At 52.7% G+C, this 15,517-nt stretch carries 18 protein-coding genes; 11 read left to right on the top strand and 7 right to left on the bottom strand.

The genetic code is table 11. The features are described from left to right. Nucleotides 1-17 precede the first annotated feature (17 nt). Together kdpA and kdpF are read right to left on the bottom strand one after the other, a co-directional pair. Entirely contained in the window at nt 18-1,697 is a 1,680-nt protein-coding gene (gene kdpA, locus GFC06_RS20845) for a potassium-transporting ATPase subunit KdpA (protein ID WP_115190822.1), read from the bottom strand. Beyond that, the gene (gene kdpF, locus GFC06_RS20840; RefSeq protein WP_001670793.1) at nt 1,697-1,786 is read right to left on the bottom strand and encodes a K(+)-transporting ATPase subunit F; all 90 of its coding nucleotides are present in this window, start codon (nt 1,784-1,786) and stop codon (nt 1,697-1,699) included. Before kdpF ends, kdpA begins: the two co-directional genes overlap by 1 nt. Before the next feature lie 308 nt (nt 1,787-2,094). Between kdpF and GFC06_RS20835 the strand changes: the two genes are divergently transcribed. The 3 genes from GFC06_RS20835 to GFC06_RS20825 all read left to right on the top strand — a co-directional run bounded on the left by GFC06_RS20835 (nt 2,095) and on the right by GFC06_RS20825 (nt 4,938). After that, nucleotides 2,095-2,301: a YbfA family protein gene (locus tag GFC06_RS20835; RefSeq protein ID WP_003022870.1), complete on the top strand. Its 207-nt coding sequence runs from the start codon at nt 2,095-2,097 to the stop codon at nt 2,299-2,301. Nucleotides 2,302-2,425: 124 nt separating this feature from the next. Beyond that, nucleotides 2,426-3,844 carry a deoxyribodipyrimidine photo-lyase gene (phrB, locus tag GFC06_RS20830; protein WP_153690610.1) on the top strand — a complete coding sequence of 473 codons (1,419 nt, stop codon included), beginning with the start codon at nt 2,426-2,428 and terminating at the stop codon, nt 3,842-3,844. Between the two features lie 161 nt (nt 3,845-4,005). Continuing rightward, the gene (locus GFC06_RS20825) at nt 4,006-4,938 is read left to right on the top strand and encodes an Rpn family recombination-promoting nuclease/putative transposase (RefSeq protein WP_153690609.1); all 933 of its coding nucleotides are present in this window, start codon (nt 4,006-4,008) and stop codon (nt 4,936-4,938) included. A 49-nt stretch (nt 4,939-4,987) separates the two neighbouring features. Here GFC06_RS20825 and dtpD read toward each other — a convergent pair whose 3' ends face one another. Continuing rightward, complete coding sequence (gene dtpD, locus GFC06_RS20820) at nt 4,988-6,469, bottom strand: dipeptide permease DtpD (RefSeq protein ID WP_049281833.1); 1,482 nt, start codon at nt 6,467-6,469, stop codon at nt 4,988-4,990. 289 nt (nt 6,470-6,758) lie between these two features. Between dtpD and ybgI the strand changes: the two genes are divergently transcribed. Genes ybgI through nei form a run of 8 tightly spaced genes read left to right on the top strand, consistent with a single transcriptional unit; the run spans nt 6,759 to nt 13,054 of the window. After that, nucleotides 6,759-7,502, top strand: a complete 744-nt coding sequence (gene ybgI, locus GFC06_RS20815) for a radiation resistance protein YbgI (protein WP_016152273.1) — start codon at nt 6,759-6,761, stop codon at nt 7,500-7,502. 15 nt (nt 7,503-7,517) lie between these two features. Then, nucleotides 7,518-8,174, top strand: a complete 657-nt coding sequence (gene pxpB, locus GFC06_RS20810) for a 5-oxoprolinase subunit PxpB (RefSeq protein WP_046274709.1) — start codon at nt 7,518-7,520, stop codon at nt 8,172-8,174. Continuing rightward, a complete protein-coding gene (gene pxpC, locus GFC06_RS20805) occupies nt 8,168-9,100 on the top strand; it encodes a 5-oxoprolinase subunit PxpC (protein WP_047497731.1) in 933 nt (310 codons plus the stop codon). The genes pxpB and pxpC overlap by 7 nt, the downstream gene beginning before the upstream one ends. Further along, nucleotides 9,090-9,824, top strand: a complete 735-nt coding sequence (gene pxpA, locus GFC06_RS20800) for a 5-oxoprolinase subunit PxpA (protein WP_153690608.1) — start codon at nt 9,090-9,092, stop codon at nt 9,822-9,824. Before pxpC ends, pxpA begins: the two co-directional genes overlap by 11 nt. Nucleotides 9,825-9,879: 55 nt before the next feature. Next, nucleotides 9,880-10,602: a DUF969 domain-containing protein gene (locus GFC06_RS20795; RefSeq protein WP_003831395.1), complete on the top strand. Its 723-nt coding sequence runs from the start codon at nt 9,880-9,882 to the stop codon at nt 10,600-10,602. Beyond that, entirely contained in the window at nt 10,599-11,594 is a 996-nt protein-coding gene (locus tag GFC06_RS20790) for a DUF979 domain-containing protein (protein WP_153690607.1), read from the top strand. Before GFC06_RS20795 ends, GFC06_RS20790 begins: the two co-directional genes overlap by 4 nt. 9 nt (nt 11,595-11,603) lie before the next feature. After that, nucleotides 11,604-12,248, top strand: coding sequence for a pyroglutamyl-peptidase I (pcp, locus tag GFC06_RS20785; RefSeq protein ID WP_016155998.1), 645 nt, complete (start codon nt 11,604-11,606; stop codon nt 12,246-12,248). A 14-nt stretch (nt 12,249-12,262) separates the two neighbouring features. Next, complete coding sequence (gene nei, locus GFC06_RS20780) at nt 12,263-13,054, top strand: endonuclease VIII (protein ID WP_153690606.1); 792 nt, start codon at nt 12,263-12,265, stop codon at nt 13,052-13,054. Here the strand turns inward: nei and GFC06_RS20775 are convergent. The 4 genes from GFC06_RS20775 to GFC06_RS23505 all read right to left on the bottom strand — a co-directional run bounded on the left by GFC06_RS20775 (nt 13,051) and on the right by GFC06_RS23505 (nt 15,269). After that, a complete protein-coding gene (locus GFC06_RS20775; protein WP_153690605.1) occupies nt 13,051-14,097 on the bottom strand; it encodes an AbrB family transcriptional regulator in 1,047 nt (348 codons plus the stop codon). The two genes, nei and GFC06_RS20775, sit on opposite strands and share 4 nt — an antisense overlap. Nucleotides 14,098-14,227: 130 nt before the next feature. Further along, nucleotides 14,228-14,632: a DUF2251 domain-containing protein gene (locus GFC06_RS20770; RefSeq protein ID WP_153690604.1), complete on the bottom strand. Its 405-nt coding sequence runs from the start codon at nt 14,630-14,632 to the stop codon at nt 14,228-14,230. Nucleotides 14,633-14,708: 76 nt separating this feature from the next. Further along, complete coding sequence (locus GFC06_RS20765; RefSeq protein ID WP_153690603.1) at nt 14,709-14,984, bottom strand: bacteriocin immunity protein; 276 nt, start codon at nt 14,982-14,984, stop codon at nt 14,709-14,711. Continuing rightward, nucleotides 14,985-15,269 carry an HNH endonuclease gene (locus GFC06_RS23505; protein WP_323741284.1) on the bottom strand — a complete coding sequence of 95 codons (285 nt, stop codon included), beginning with the start codon at nt 15,267-15,269 and terminating at the stop codon, nt 14,985-14,987. Nucleotides 15,270-15,517: the final 248 nt, after the last annotated feature.

The raw sequence follows: 15,517 nt of genomic DNA, 5'->3' as shown, positions 1-15,517 counted from the left end.
AATGTGCTCCGCATCACTCAGTGTAATGACAGGTATTCTGCGACCGGGCCAAGCGCCAGGGCAGGAACAAAGGTGAGAGCGCCAACCAGTAACACCGTACCGATTAACAACCCGACAAACAGCGCGCCGTGGGTAGGTAGCGTGCCTGGGCTTGCTGGCTGGATCTTTTTACTGACCAGCGACCCGGCAATAGCCATCACGGGGATGATCACGCCGAAGCGACCGAAGAACATGCACAGGGCCAGCAGGCAGTTCCAGAACGGGCTATTGGCGCTTAATCCGGCAAAGGCGCTACCGTTGTTGTTCGAGGCAGACGACACGGCATACAGGACTTCACTAAAGCCGTGAGGACCTGGGTTAAGCATGGCGCTGCGCCCGGTTTCGCTCATCATGGCGATCGCTGTACCGAGCAGGACCAGCGTAGGGGTGACCAGAATCGCCAGCGCGGTCATTTTCATTTCGCGCACGTCGATTTTCTTACCGAGATACTCCGGCGTACGGCCAATCATTAACCCGGCGATAAATACCGCCAGCAGCACGAACAGCAGCATGCCGTACAGACCTGAACCCACACCGCCGAAGACCACTTCACCAATCTGCATCAGCCACATAGGTACCATGCCGCCCAGTGCGGTAAAGGAGTCATGCATCGCATCGACAGCCCCGCAGGATGCTGCTGTGGTGACGACGGAAAAGAGACTCGTGGCCAGCACGCCAAAGCGGCTCTCCTTGCCCTCCATGTTGATATTGCTGTCGGCACCGAATGCCATCAGGTGCGGGTTGCCCTGAACTTCGGCCCACATCACGACGGCAACGCAGACTGCAAAAATCAGTGACATGGCCCACAGTAAGGTCCGCCCCTGACGACGATCGCCCACTACATCACCAAAGGCAAAACACAGCGCAGTGGGAATTAAGAAAATAGCCAGCATCTGTACCAGATTGGTCAGTGCGGTTGGGTTTTCAAACGGATGCGATGAGTTAGCGTTAAAGAATCCCCCTCCGTTAGTGCCGAGCATCTTAATCGCTTCCTGTGAGGCGACTGGCCCCATTGGCAGCAGCTGTTTCACCCCTTCAAGGGTGGTGATGGGCTGATAAGGCAATATGTTTTGCAACGTACCTTGCTGAATGAAGAACAGGGCAATGAGCAACGCAATAGGGACGAGGATCCACAGCGTAATGCGAACCAGATCGACCCAGGCGTTGCCCAGCGTGTTCATACTCTGGCGTGTGAAAGCGCGGGTCAGGGCAAAAATCACCGCAATTCCGGTCGCCGCAGACAGGAAATTCTGCACGGTCAACCCGGCCATCTGGCTGAAATAGCTTAAGGTGGTTTCGCCAGCATAGGATTGCCAGTTGGTATTAGTGACAAAACTCACCGCCGTGTTGAGCGCCAGATCCCACGAAAGCCCTGGCAGTTGTTGGGGATTTAACGGTAGCAGGTTTTGCGCCATCAGCATCGAAAACAGGACCAGCAGGCCCAGCGCATTGAGAGCAAGGATAGCCAGCAGATACTGCCGCCAGTTCATCTCCTGCTGCGAGATGCCCAGACCGCGCCAGAGTAGATGCTCCGCGCCAACCAGACCCGGCAGGGGCGTATTGTTGATCAGTCGAGCCAGCCCAAATCCCAACGGTCTGGCGATGACAAATAGCACCAGCAAGAAACTGGCAATGAGTAAAAATCCTTGGGCCGCCATCAGAACGCCTCCGCATTGATCAGGGCATAGACCAGGTAACCTAATAATAAAAAGACCAGCACAATGCCGGTTATCACGCCTGCACTCACAGTGCACCTCCAGTGGCATAAATGTGATAACCAGAGCGTAGGTTTTTGCTTGCAAAGATTTCGCAAAAATCAGCGGGTGGGGTGTAAAAAAAGTATAAAAATGGCAAAAACCATTATTTAACTAATGGTTAGTATTAATTTAACTTTTATGTAACTTAATTACAGTTTTAAGCTAAACGGAGCATCAATAGATAAAAATAAGTGGTCGGATGAGTAGCAAAATTACACACAAGGCGGTATTATTTTCATCAGTTAACCAAGTTTATTTTTCCGGTGCTATTCACCGAACAGATATATGGGAGAGGATTATGGACTTTTATAAAGAATATCCAGCACACATTGTTTTCTTGCGCCGTACCTTTGCCGTAGTGGCGGGCGTGCTGGCGCTACCGGTCATGCTGTTCTGGAAAGACCGCGCTCGTTTTTACAGCTACCTGCACCGCGTCTGGTCTAAAACCAGTGATAAACCGGTGTGGATGGAGCAGGCTGAAAAAGCCACCTGCGATTTCTACTAAGTTATCGTTCTTGCTCAAGAAAACCGCTCACAGTAATGTGGCGGTTTTTTTTATGCGCCGACGTCTACACTTGTCGGTGTAATAGATAACGAGTGGCAATGATTAATTTATATCCGGGAGTATTATGACCACCCATCTGGTCTGGTTTCGACGTGATTTACGTCTGCATGACAACCTCGCGCTGGCGGCGGCTTGTCGGGATCGTACTGCGCAGGTCATCGCGCTATATATCTCTACTCCTGAGCAGTGGAAGGCGCACGAAATGGCCCCACGTCAGGCGGCATTTGTGAGTGCGCAGTTGAATGCGTTGCAGGCGGCGCTGGCGGAAAAAGGCATCCCGCTTCTGTTTGATGAAGTTGCAGATTTTGCGACCAGCGTGGAAACCGTCAAAAACGTCTGCGCACAGCATAGCGTCAGCCGATTGTTTTATAACTATCAATACGAAGTAAACGAACGTCAGCGTGATGTTGCCGTTGAGAAGGCATTACCCCATGTGGTGTGTGAAGGGTTTGACGATAGCGTGATCCTGACTCCGGGGGCGGTCATGACCGGCAATCACGAGATGTATAAAGTCTTTACACCGTTTAAAAATGCCTGGCTGAAGCGGATTAAAGAGGGTGTTCCAGAATGCGTTAGCGCCCCGAAGGTGAGAGAAAGCGGCGCTCTTGACGCTCCGTTAACATCAATAACGCTGAGCTATCCACAGCAAGATTTTGATGCGCAGCGGTTTGTGGCAGAAGAAAAACTGGCTATCGCGCAATTACGCCAGTTTTGCCAGCAGGCCGCGGGAGAATATGAGCAACAGCGTGATTTCCCCGCGGTTGACGGTACCAGTCGATTATCCGCGAGCCTGGCGACAGGGGGATTGTCGCCGCGCCAGTGCCTGAATCGACTGCTCGCGGAGCAGCCGCAGGCGCTTGAAGGAGGGGAAGGCAGCGTCTGGCTGAACGAACTTATCTGGCGTGAATTTTATCGTCATCTGATGACTTACCATCCGGCGCTGTGTCGGCATCAACCGTTTATCCGTTGGACCGATCGCGTGCAATGGCAGAATAATCCGGCACATTTGCATGCCTGGCAAACAGGGAACACGGGATACCCGATTGTGGATGCGGCGATGCGTCAGCTCAACGCCACGGGCTGGATGCATAATCGATTACGCATGATTACGGCCAGCTTTTTAGTGAAAGATCTGCTGATCGACTGGCGTAAAGGCGAGCAATATTTTATGTCGCAACTGATCGATGGCGATCTGGCGGCCAATAACGGCGGCTGGCAGTGGGCGGCCTCAACCGGGACCGACGCCGCACCGTATTTCCGTATCTTTAACCCCACGACTCAGGGCGAAAAATTTGATCGCGACGGCGAGTTTATCCGCCAGTGGCTGCCGGAACTGCGCGATGTGCCGGGTAAAGCCATTCATGATCCGTGGACGTGGGCTGAAAAAGCGCAGGTTACGCTTAACTATCCTCGTCCGATTGTCGATCATAAACAAGCAAGACTGGCGACGCTGGCGGCCTATGAGGCGGCGCGCAAGGGATAAGTATGTGACCGATTTTTGCGTAATGCCTTCCAGCAGAATGAACATGTTGCAGCCGGGAGCTTTTAGCGCTGAAACGTGCTCTCAGTACCGTGAATACCCTGCTGCATAAGTTTTCCCTCAGCAGTAAATTTCTGTCATCTTCATTCAGATGACGGAAATTAATGACAACGCCAACGCCAACGACATCCACACCGCACGATGCGGTGTTTAAAACGTTTTTACATCATCCCGAAACTGCGCGGGATTTTCTCGACATTCACCTGCCAGCTGAACTGCGGACGCTTTGCGATTTGAATTCGCTGAAGCTGGAGTCAGAAAGCTTTATTGAAGCGGATTTACGTTCGCGCTACTCCGACGTGCTCTGGTCTTTGCACACACGCGACGGCGACGGTTATGTCTATGTGGTTTTAGAGCATCAAAGTTCAGCCGAGCCGCATATGGCTTTTCGTCTGTTGCGTTATGCGATGGCGGCGATGCAGCGCCATCTGGACGCAGGGCATAAGGAACTGCCGTTGGTGATACCGATGCTGTTTTATCATGGCTGCCGAAGCCCCTATCCGTACTCGTTGTGCTGGCTGGATGCCTTTGCCGACTCCGTGGCGGCAAGACAACTTTATTCCAGCGCATTTCCGTTGGTCGACATAACGGTGGTACCCGATGATGAGATCATGGCTCACAGGCGAATGGCGCTGCTGGAATTAATGCAAAAACATATCCGTCGGCGGGATTTGATGGGGCTGGTAGAGCAACTGACCACGCTGCTACTTACTGGATGCGCTAATGACACGCAATTACAAGCGATGTTTAATTACATTCTACAATCTGGCGATGAATCTCGCTTTAATGAGTTTATGCAAGAGATGGCACAACGGATCCCCCAACACAAGGAGAGGCTGATGACTATTGCAGAGCGGTTACGGTTAGATGGATTACAGGAAGGTCTACAACAAGGTCTACAACAAGGACTACAACAAGGAAAACAAGAAGCGGCATTACGTATAGCACAAACCATGTTGGAACAGGGAATCGAACGCGAAATGGTAAAACTGGTGACCGGTGTTTCAGAAGCGGATTTGGCTGTAAACCATGCATAATCTCCAGAAAAACAGGCCCGAATCTTATTACATCATCGGGCCTGTAAACTCAGGACTCTACCGCCAGCGAACGATTTCTGAACTTCAGCGACTGGTACAGCCAAATCAGCAGTACCAGCACCACACAGGCCAGCGCGCCCCAGGTTATTTCGCTAAAGACATCAATATATGCATTGATGGAATAGTTGATAGCGCCCGCTGAGTCAAACGAACCTTGTGAGGTTTGATCGGCGATAACGCCGGCCAGGTAGTTGGCGATGGCCCCGGAAAGCAGCATGTAAATACCCGTTAATACGCCGGTCACTCCTGGGATCTCGATACGTGTAATCTGAGACATAGCCACCGGATCGATAAACAGCTCGGCAAAGCCCATGACCGCCAGCCCCAATACCATCAGCGGCATGGAAGAGTGACCGTAAGCCGCAGACCAACGGGCGCTCAAGGTCAGAATACAGAATCCGGCGCTCATTAAACCGAGGCCAAGGGCAAATTTACCCCAGATACGTACGGTACGATTACCGCTAACGCTTTCTTTGACCACCCAGGCCAGCACGATACCGCACAGCATAACGGCAAAGGCGTTAACCGACTGGAACATCGCGGTAGGGACGGAATATCCCAGAATATCTCGGTTAACGAAGCGGTCAATATACAGGCTAATCGAACTGCCGCCCTGTTGAGCAAAGGCCCAGAACAACAGACTGAAGAAGGTCAATGTAACGATAAGCCCCAGCTCTTTGCGCTGTTTCTGGGTCTGCGCCTGGCGGTAAATCTTCGCCAGAACCGCCAGACCAATAACAGTAGCAACGATCAGTGCGTAAACGGACCACTCTTTCCAGAACAGAACGGTAATCAGCAGCGGTGCTGCAACCAGCAGAACTAACAACCAGGCCCAGTTTGGCAGCATATATTTTTTCGCACACAAGACGGCCTTGTTGACGCCGGTGGTATGGGCGAAATGGCGATTACCGCATACGAAAATCACCAGCCCCGCCAGCATGCCAATCGCCGCCAGCGCAAAGCCCATCGCCCAACTGTACTCTTCCTGCACGTAGCCGCAGGCAATAGGCGCGATGATTGAACCAATATTACCGGCAGCGTAGAGCAGAGAGAATCCACCGTCACGGCGAGGGTCTTCAGGCTGATACAACTCGCCTAACAGGCAACTGATGTTGGATTTAAACAGACCGTAGCCACAGACAATAATCGCCAGCGATAAATAAAGGAACGCCGGGTCCATTTCGCTGGCGCCCAATACCAGATGCCCCACTGCCATTAAAAATGCGCCGATCATCACCGCCATTCGATTGCCGAGCACTTTATCGGCCAGGTATCCCCCAAGTATGGGCGTGACGTAGACCAGCGAGCAGTAGGCGCTGAACAGTTCATATGCGTGATTATCGTCGTACTTAAGCTGGTTAGTGAGATACAGGATCAGCAATGCACGCATGCCGTAAAAACTGAAGTATTCCCAAATTTGTAGCGCAACGACGTAATAAATCGCCCGTGGTTGAGATGCTTGTTTATTCATTATTTTCTCGAAGTAAATGCCTCGCGACAGGCTGAACGTGCTGCGCGAGTGTGTTTCCTTAAAGTTTTAACTTTGATACAGATCTGATTATTTTTGCAATATGCTGTCTGATTGCATAAATATACATGAATTAGATCGCGTGGGGGTAAGCAAATTGCGTTCAAATCGGGTGTGATTGTTTCTTGATGTGTCAGTGAAATGTCTATCGACGAACGCAAGCGGGAACGCTATTTTAACCTAAGCTGTGTTGCTGATTGGGCAGGCAGAATTTATGACTACGAGGACGATGATGAAAAACACCGAACTGGAACAACTGATCAACGACAAACTGAACAGCGCCGCCATTAGCGACTATGCGCCGAATGGTTTGCAGGTTGAGGGCAAAGAGACGGTGCATAAAATCGTGACCGGCGTGACCGCAAGTCAGGCGTTACTGGACGAGGCGGTACGCCTGCAGGCGGATGCGGTCATCGTTCATCACGGTTATTTCTGGAAAGGCGAATCTCCGGTTATTCGCGGTATGAAGCGCCATCGTCTGAAAACGCTGTTGGAAAATGATATCAACCTGTATGGCTGGCACCTGCCGCTGGATGCTCACCCGGAACTGGGTAATAACGCGCAGCTGGCAGCGCTGTTGGGGATCACCGTCATGGGTGAAATCGAGCCGCTGGTGCCATGGGGAGAACTCTCCATGCCGGTTCCGGGGCTGGAGCTGGCATCGTGGATTGAAGCGCGTTTAGGCCGTAAACCGTTATGGTGCGGTGATACCGGGCCGGAAAAAGTTCAGCGCGTCGCCTGGTGTACAGGGGGCGGTCAGAGTTTCATTGATAGCGCAGCCCGGTTTGGTGTCGATGCCTTTATCACCGGTGAAGTCTCAGAGCAAACCATTCACTCAGCCCGCGAGCAGGGGTTGCATTTTTATGCTGCTGGTCACCATGCGACCGAACGCGGCGGCATTCGCGCATTGAGCGAATGGCTGAATGAAAATACCGATCTGGACGTAACCTTTATCGATATTCCTAATCCAGCGTAATAAAGAGGGACGAAAGTGCAGCGAGCGCGTTGTTATCTGTTAGGTGAAAGTGCGGTGGTTCTTGAGCTGGAACCTCCCATTACGCTGGCGACTCAGAAACGCATCTGGCGTCTGGCCCAGCGTCTGGTTGATGCCCCGAATGTGCTGGAAGCTATTCCGGGAATGAACAATATCACGGTTACCCTGCGCGACCCGAAAACGCTGGCGCTGGATGCGATTGAACGCCTGCAGCGCTGGTGGGAAGAGAGTGAGGCGCTGGAGCCGGACTCGCGCTTTATTGAAATTCCCGTGACCTATGGCGGTGAGTTCGGCCCCGATCTGGCAGAGGTCGCCCGGCACAGTGGATTAAGCGACAAGCAGGTCGTCGAACTTCATGCGTCGGTTGATTATGTGGTGTGGTTTATCGGTTTTCAGCCGGGATTTCCCTATCTCGGGAGCTTACCTGAACCGCTCCATACTCCGAGGCGTGCGGAACCGCGTCTGCTTGTTCCGGCAGGTTCTGTGGGTATTGGCGGATCCCAAACGGGGGTCTATCCGCTTTCCACGCCAGGCGGATGGCAATTGATTGGCCGTACCTCCGTTGCGTTATTTGATCCAAAACGGCAGGAGCCGATTCTGTTAAGGGCTGGCGATACCGTGCGTTTTGTCCCGCAGAAGGAGGGGATATGTTAAACATCATTCGCGCTGGCATGTACACCTCAGTACAGGACGGGGGACGCCATAGTTTTCGTCAATCCGGAATCAGTCACTGTGGCGCGCTGGATAAACCGGCGCTGAACGTTGCTAACCTGCTGGTGGGTAATGATGCGAATGCCGCTGCGCTGGAAATCACACTGGGGCAGTTGGTGGTGGAATTTGAAACCGATGGCTGGTTTGCCCTGACCGGTGCGGGATGTGAAGCGCACCTGGATCGTACTCCCGTATGGAGCGGATGGCGGCTGCCGGTGAAAGCCGGGCAGCGTCTGACGCTAAAACGTCCACACCACGGCATGCGCAGCTATCTGGCGGTAGCGGGCGGTTTTGATGTGCCCGAAGTAATGGGGTCGCGCAGTACCGATCTCAAAGTCGGAATTGGCGGGCTGGAAGGGCGTCTGCTGCGCGATGGCGATCGGCTGCCAATTGGCGCATCGACCCGGCAATTCAGCGGGCCGCAGGGCGTAAAACAGCTGATGTGGGGCAACCACATTCGTGCGCTCCCCGGGCCTGAATACCAGGAGTTTGACGAAGTATCGCAGGCTTCTTTCTGGCGCTCCCCGTGGCAGCTGAGTCCGCAAAGCAACCGTATGGGGTATCGTCTGCAGGGGCAGTCGCTGACGCGCACGACCGATCGCGAGCTATTGTCGCATGGTTTGCTCCCTGGCGTAGTGCAGGTTCCGCATAATGGTCAGCCCATCGTGCTGATGAACGATGCTCAGACGACGGGCGGCTATCCGCGTATCGCCTGTATCATCGAAGCAGATATGTATCATCTGGCGCAGATCCCGCTCGGCCAGCCGATTCATTTTGTGCAGTGTTCGCTGGAGGAAGCGCTTAAGGCGCGCCAGGATCGGCAGCGTTATCTGGAACAGTTAACATGGCGACTTAACAATGAAAATTGATCTCAACGCAGACCTCGGTGAGGGATGCCCTAACGATGCAGCGCTGCTGCAACTGGTGTCATCAGCCAACATCGCCTGTGGGTTTCACGCCGGTGATGCGCAGACGATGCTTTTAAGCGTGCGCGAAGCGCTAAAAAATGGCGTAGCGATAGGTGCGCATCCGAGTTTTCCGGATCGGGAAAATTTTGGCCGTAGCGCCATGACCCTGCCTGTGGAAACGGTGTATGCGCAGACGCTGTATCAAATTGGTGCGCTGGCTGGCATCACGCGTGCGCAGGGCGGCGTAATGCGTCATGTTAAACCGCACGGTATGCTTTATAACCAGGCGGCGAAAGATCCTCAGTTGGCGGATGCTATTGCTCAAGCGGTGTATGCCTGCGATCCGTCGCTGGTTCTGGTAGGGCTGGCGGGAAGCGAACTGATTCGTGCCGGAGAACGCTATGGTCTGGTAACACGTCAGGAGGTTTTTGCCGATCGGGGTTATCAGGCGGATGGCAGTCTGGTGCCGCGCAGCCAGCCGGGCGCATTGATTGAGGATGAAGAGCAGGCGCTGGCGCAAACGCTAGAAATGGTGCAATCCGGCAGAGTAAAAAGCCAGAGTGGAACGTGGGCGAGCGTGACAGCCCAGACGGTATGCATTCACGGGGATGGTGAGCACGCACTCGCTTTTGCCCGTCGCTTGCGAGCCGCATTCAATGCACGCAATATTCAAATTAGCGCATAAATTTATTCATAAAAAACAATAATATATTACACAACAACATATACAGGACTGAATTATGGGAGAGGTAATTTCTCTCTGGCCATTGACGGGGATCGCCGTCATCGTGGTCGGATTTCTTTTACGTTTTAACCCGGTATTGGTGGTCATTATTGCCGGGATCGTCACGGGGCTGGCGGCGCATATGCCGATCGCCACTATCCTTGAAAAGCTGGGTGAAGGTTTTCTTAACACCCGCAACCTGCCATTTATCCTGCTGATCCCGCTGGCGGTGATTGGCCTGCTGGAACGCCACGGACTCAAAGAGCGTGCTCAGGCGTGGATTGCAAAAATCCGCAGCGCCACCAGTGGCCGTCTGCTTATTGTCTATCTGTTCATTCGCGAAGCGACCGCTGCGTTAGGGTTGACCAGTCTGGGGGGACATCCGCAGATGGTGCGCCCGCTGCTGGCGCCGATGGCGGAAGGGGCCGCAGAGAAAAATCACGGCGAGATACCTGGGGCGGTACGCTATCGTCTGCGCGCCATGTCAGCTGCGACCGATAACGTCGGACTGTTCTTCGGTGAAGATATCTTTGTTGCCTTCGGCGCCATCATTTTTATGCACAACTTTATGCTGGAGTCTGGTGGGATCCAGACCGAACCGCTGCATATTGCCTTGTGGGGGATCCCAACGGCAATTTGTGCATTCCTGATCCACGGTACGCGTCTGTGGCGTCTGGATAGCTACTTGCAACGTGAGGTGGCGAAAGCGAATGCCGCAGCGAAAGGGGAAGCGAAATGAATTTTCAACAAAGCTATCTCTACTGGCTGGCGGGAGCGGTATTACTGATTGTGGCGCTGATGTCCTGGCAGGACAAAGCGAACCCGCGTCGCTTCACCACCGGCCTGTTTTGGGGCATATACGGCGTACTGTTTCTTCTTGGCGACTGGACATATTCGCTGTTTGGCGACAAACGCACGGTGCATATTGCCGTTGGCGTTGCGGTGGTCGTGCTGGCCCTGATCGCCGGTTTTGGCGGCGTGAAGCTGGGAAGCTACCATCAACGAACGCAGCAACAGCGCGAAGAAAGCGCCAGTCGTCTGGGTAACCGCCTGTTTTTCCCGGCGCTGGCAATTCCGGTGGTAACGGTTATTGGCGTGCTGATGTTCAACCATATTCCGGGCTTACAGGATGCGCTGTTTGGGCCGGGTAATCACGCCACGCTGGTGACGCTCTTTTCCATGACCGCAGGCTCGTTGATTGGTCTGGCGATGGCGATAAAAATGCCCCATGAGCGGGTTTATCAACCGATTCAGGAGGCGCGCCGTCTGCTGGACTCCATCGGCTGGGCGTTCATCCTGCCGCAGATTTTGGCCACGCTCGGGCTGTTGTTTACGGCAGCGGGCGTAGGCAGCGGTATTTCCTGGCTGACGCAAGAATACCTGGCGGTGGATAGCCGCTTTATCGCAGTGGCGGTGTACACCCTCGGCATGGCATTGCTGACGATGGTCATGGGCAATGCGTTTGCCGCTTTCCCGATCGTGACCGCCGGAATTGGTATTCCGATCCTCGTGCTGCAGCACGGCGGCAATCCGGCAGTAATGGCGGCAATTGGTATGTTCTCTGGCTATTGCGGGACGTTAATGACGCCGATGGCGGCAAACTTTAACATTGTTCCTGCTGCGCTGCTGGAGCTGCCGGATAAAAACGCGGTGATTAAAGCGCAGGTGCCAACCGGCATACTGCTGTTGCTGGTCAACGTGTTCCTGATGTATTTCCTGATGTTCTTGTAAGGAGACAGGATGAAAACAGTACTCATCACGGGATTTGAACCCTTTGGCGGCGAGTCAGTTAACCCTTCCTGGGAAGTGGTCTCGGGCCTCGACAATGCTATCATCGGCGGATGCCGCGTCGTTGCCCGCCAACTGCCGTGCGTCTTTGGCGAGTCTCTTGCCGTACTCAATGGTGCGATTGACGCGCTGTCGCCATCACTGGTGCTGGCGGTGGGGCAGGCGGGTGGGCGCACGGATGTCACCGTGGAGCGCGTGGCGATCAACGTTGACGATGCGCGTATTGCGGATAATCAGGGTCAACAGCCGGTAGATGTGCCGATTGTGGCCGATGGTCCGGCAGCATGGTTTAGTTCGTTGCCGATCAAAGCGATGGTTGTTGCCATGCGCAACGCGGGAATTCCGGCTTCGGTTTCCCAGACCGCGGGCACTTTCGTTTGTAACCACGTGATGTATGGCCTGCTGCATAAACTACGTGACGTTCCGGCGGTGAAGGGAGGATTTATTCATATCCCTTATTTGCCGCAACAGGCTGCACAGCATCCCGGGGCGCCAAGTATGGCAGCGGACACGGTGCGCCGGGCGCTGGAAGTTGCGATTGCCACCGCGTTGCAGGTGGAGAGTGATATCGCAGTGACGGGCGGTGCAACACATTAAAAAAGGACAGTATTATGCCTGAAGGCCCGGAGATCCGCCGCGCGGCGGATAACCTGGAGGCGGCAGTCAAAGGCAAACCCCTGACCGATGTCTGGTTTGCCTTTGAGCAGCTAAAACCGTATCAATCTCAACTGATTGGGCAGAGTGTTACCCAGCTTGAAACGCGGGGTAAAGCATTGCTGACCCATTTTTCTAATGGATTGACGCTGTACAGCCACAATCAGCTCTATGGCGTGTGGCGAGTGGTGGATACCGGAAAAATACCGCAGACTTCGCGGGTACTGCGTGTCAGGTTGCAAACACACGACAAAACTATTCTGCTCTATAGCGCCTCTGATATCGACATGCTGACGCCGGAACAGCTCGCTACCCACCCGTTCCTGCAATGGGTTGGGCCGGACGTGTTGGATTTACGTTTAACGCCCGATGACGTGAAAGCGCGTCTGTTATCCCCGCGTTTTCGCAATCGCCAGTTTTCTGGCCTGCTGTTGGAGCAGGCGTTTCTGGCGGGATTAGGTAACTACCTGCGGGTAGAGATTCTGTGGCAAGTAGGGCTGACCGGGCAGCATAAAGCGTCGATGCTCGGAGATGAACAGTTGGATGCGCTGGCGCATGCGCTGCTTGATATTCCTCGTTTGTCCTATAACACCCGCGGGCTGGTGGATGAGAATAAACATCACGGCGCGCTGTTTCGCTTTAAGGTCTTTCACCGGGATGGTGAAGCCTGTGAGCGCTGTGGCGGAATCATCGAAAAAACGACACTCTCTTCACGACCCTTTTACTGGTGTCCAGGATGTCAGCACTAAGCGGGATGCTTTGGCGCGTGTAGCGAAATAAACCGCGCCACCGCCGGGCCAGTCAATAAAATACTGAATAGCCGCAGGGTTTGCATCGCCATGATCAGCGCCATATCGGCGTGACTCCCTGCGGCAATCACCGCAACAGAATCTACGCCGCCTGGACTGGTCGCCAGATAGGCGGTAAGAAAATCTATCTGCATGTAATGCGCCAGTCCCCAGGCCATAGCGGCGCAGATCGCCATCAGTGAAAAAATGGACAAGAGGATTTGCGGTAAGGGGCGCAACGCCATTAAAAAGATCTGCTTGTCAAAACCCAGGCCGATTTGCCAGCCGATGGCCATATAGGCAATCGCCAGCAGCCATTCCGGCAGTTCGATCACCATCACGCCACCGGCATTCAGCAATGCGCCTGCCAACATCGGTAGCAACATGACGCCAGAGGGAATACGCAATAGACGCCCGGCCGTACCGGCAACGGCGGCCAGCGCCAGGGTACTGAACAGATTGCTGCTCAGCGGCGGAAACCAGACGATTTGCTCACTGACCGTTTGGGCCTGGTCGCCCATCATCATTCGGGTGACCAGTGCTGCCGCGCCAACCACCAACAGTACGCGCAGATACTGCATAAACGCCACCAGCCGGATGTCGGCACCATATTCCTGCGCCATCGCCACCATTGCCGCCGCACCGCCAGGTGACGAGCCCCATGCACCGGTGTTTCCCGGTAGGTTACTGTAGCGAACCAGCAGCCAGCCGATTACCGCGCTGCTGATAAGGGTCGCCAGCAGGATGATAATCACCATCGGCCAGTGGGCCGTAAGGGTCGTCAAGATTGAGCCAGTCAGGTTTTGGGCAATCATGCAGCCGAGAATCGCCTGCGCGCCAAGAAATGTGCAGCGGGGAGGGTGCAGTGAGATGCCGCGCATACTGAATATGATGCCGACGATCATCGAACCGAGCAGCAGCGGTCCTGGAAGGTGAATAAACAAAAAGAACAGGGAAAGAAGGAGCGATAGCAGAAACAACAGGCTCCACTGCAAAACAGGCATCCCATGCTCCTGAGTTATATGCTGCGTTTAACGTATTGATACAGCATAGAGAAAAAGCCCGCTGAAAAAAATATCAGGTATCAATAAAAACGGACTAAACGGTGAACCTGTGAATAAAACGATATGCTTGCTATCTGAAAAAATCGTCGACAGCATCATTCCAGGCATGTCCGAAGATAGACCATTCCTGACTGATTGGAGGAGGAAAACCGCTCCGGCAGTATCCATTTTTAGATTCAAAATCAAACACGCCGTGTGGATAACCATTTATTAGCAACACACATTTCTTACTGTCTTCTGACCAACCGATCTTCAAATCCGATGGGATATGGCCATCTGATACGTCTTCTGCATTGTAAATATGTAGTGCATCTTTGATAGGATTTCCGTCTGAAGAGTCATCAAGCGCATAGAAATACCCGGTTTGGCCATCATCTTCAAATACAGCCGTGTAAGAACCTTCTGGGGCCAAACTTTCTATTACCTGCGCTTCACCGACAATGAGTTGAGCTTGAACCGTAACCGTTATTGTCATTTTAATTTCTCTGGATGTATAAAATTACGCTGTTTTATTATTGATATTGATAATTTAACTGCTTGATTTGAAATTTTTAGGTTGATTCTTTAAATAATGGGCATCCCTGGGATTTACGCCATCTTTTGATTTCATTCAAGACACCCTCGGGTGAATCCTCTCTGTCTTCAGGTGGGTTAAAGATAAGATCCCTGCCTTCAGAATGAGCAGTAATTTTAATTAAATGTTTTGCTAATTGACTAAAATGTTCCGTCAGGGCTTTTCCTTCTAATTTTTGCGGATTTTCGAAGAATTCACGAAGATAATCTAACATCTCTGCTTCTGTATAGTTTTCTAAGCGTTCTTTAAACATCTATTTCTCCTCTTTATGAATGCGAATATGGTTGCGTGGCGTGTTTACTCGTAAGTTATCCATGTCGTAAACAGGTCCATCGTGTTGGATTTGTTCTATGTGATACAACTCATAGACATCTCGTCCTCCAACGGCTTCCTCTTCAATAACGAATGGTGATCCCTTATCTCTAATTATTGTCTGATTCGATTTTTTAAACTGTGACATTAGCTCAGGGCAGTCTGACACCGCAAGCCAGAATTCTTCTCTGAAATGGTCAAAGTTGCGAAACGTTCTTCCTCGCAGCGTATCTGCCTTTTAACTAGTCGAATAGTCTCCTCTAATACTGTTTTGGTAAATTCGATAGTAGATAACTCATCGTAAATACTCTTCACATTTTCAATGTAATAGACTTTCTCCAAAATAATATAATTATACCCATCATACTTCAAGCTGCAGGTGCGTTGGCTTTGTTACTCGGCCCATCCATGGGCCTCGCCCCTTCGGGTCCGCTGCAAAAAACTCATTTAAGAACTCCAAAGTTTTAGACTCAG

The sequence above is a fragment of the Citrobacter braakii genome (genome assembly GCF_009648935.1).
In the GTDB taxonomy this organism is placed as follows: Bacteria; Pseudomonadota; Gammaproteobacteria; order Enterobacterales; family Enterobacteriaceae; genus Citrobacter; species Citrobacter braakii.
The sequence above is the reverse complement of the archived record's forward strand: the minus strand, read 5'-3'. Positions and strand labels throughout refer to the sequence as shown.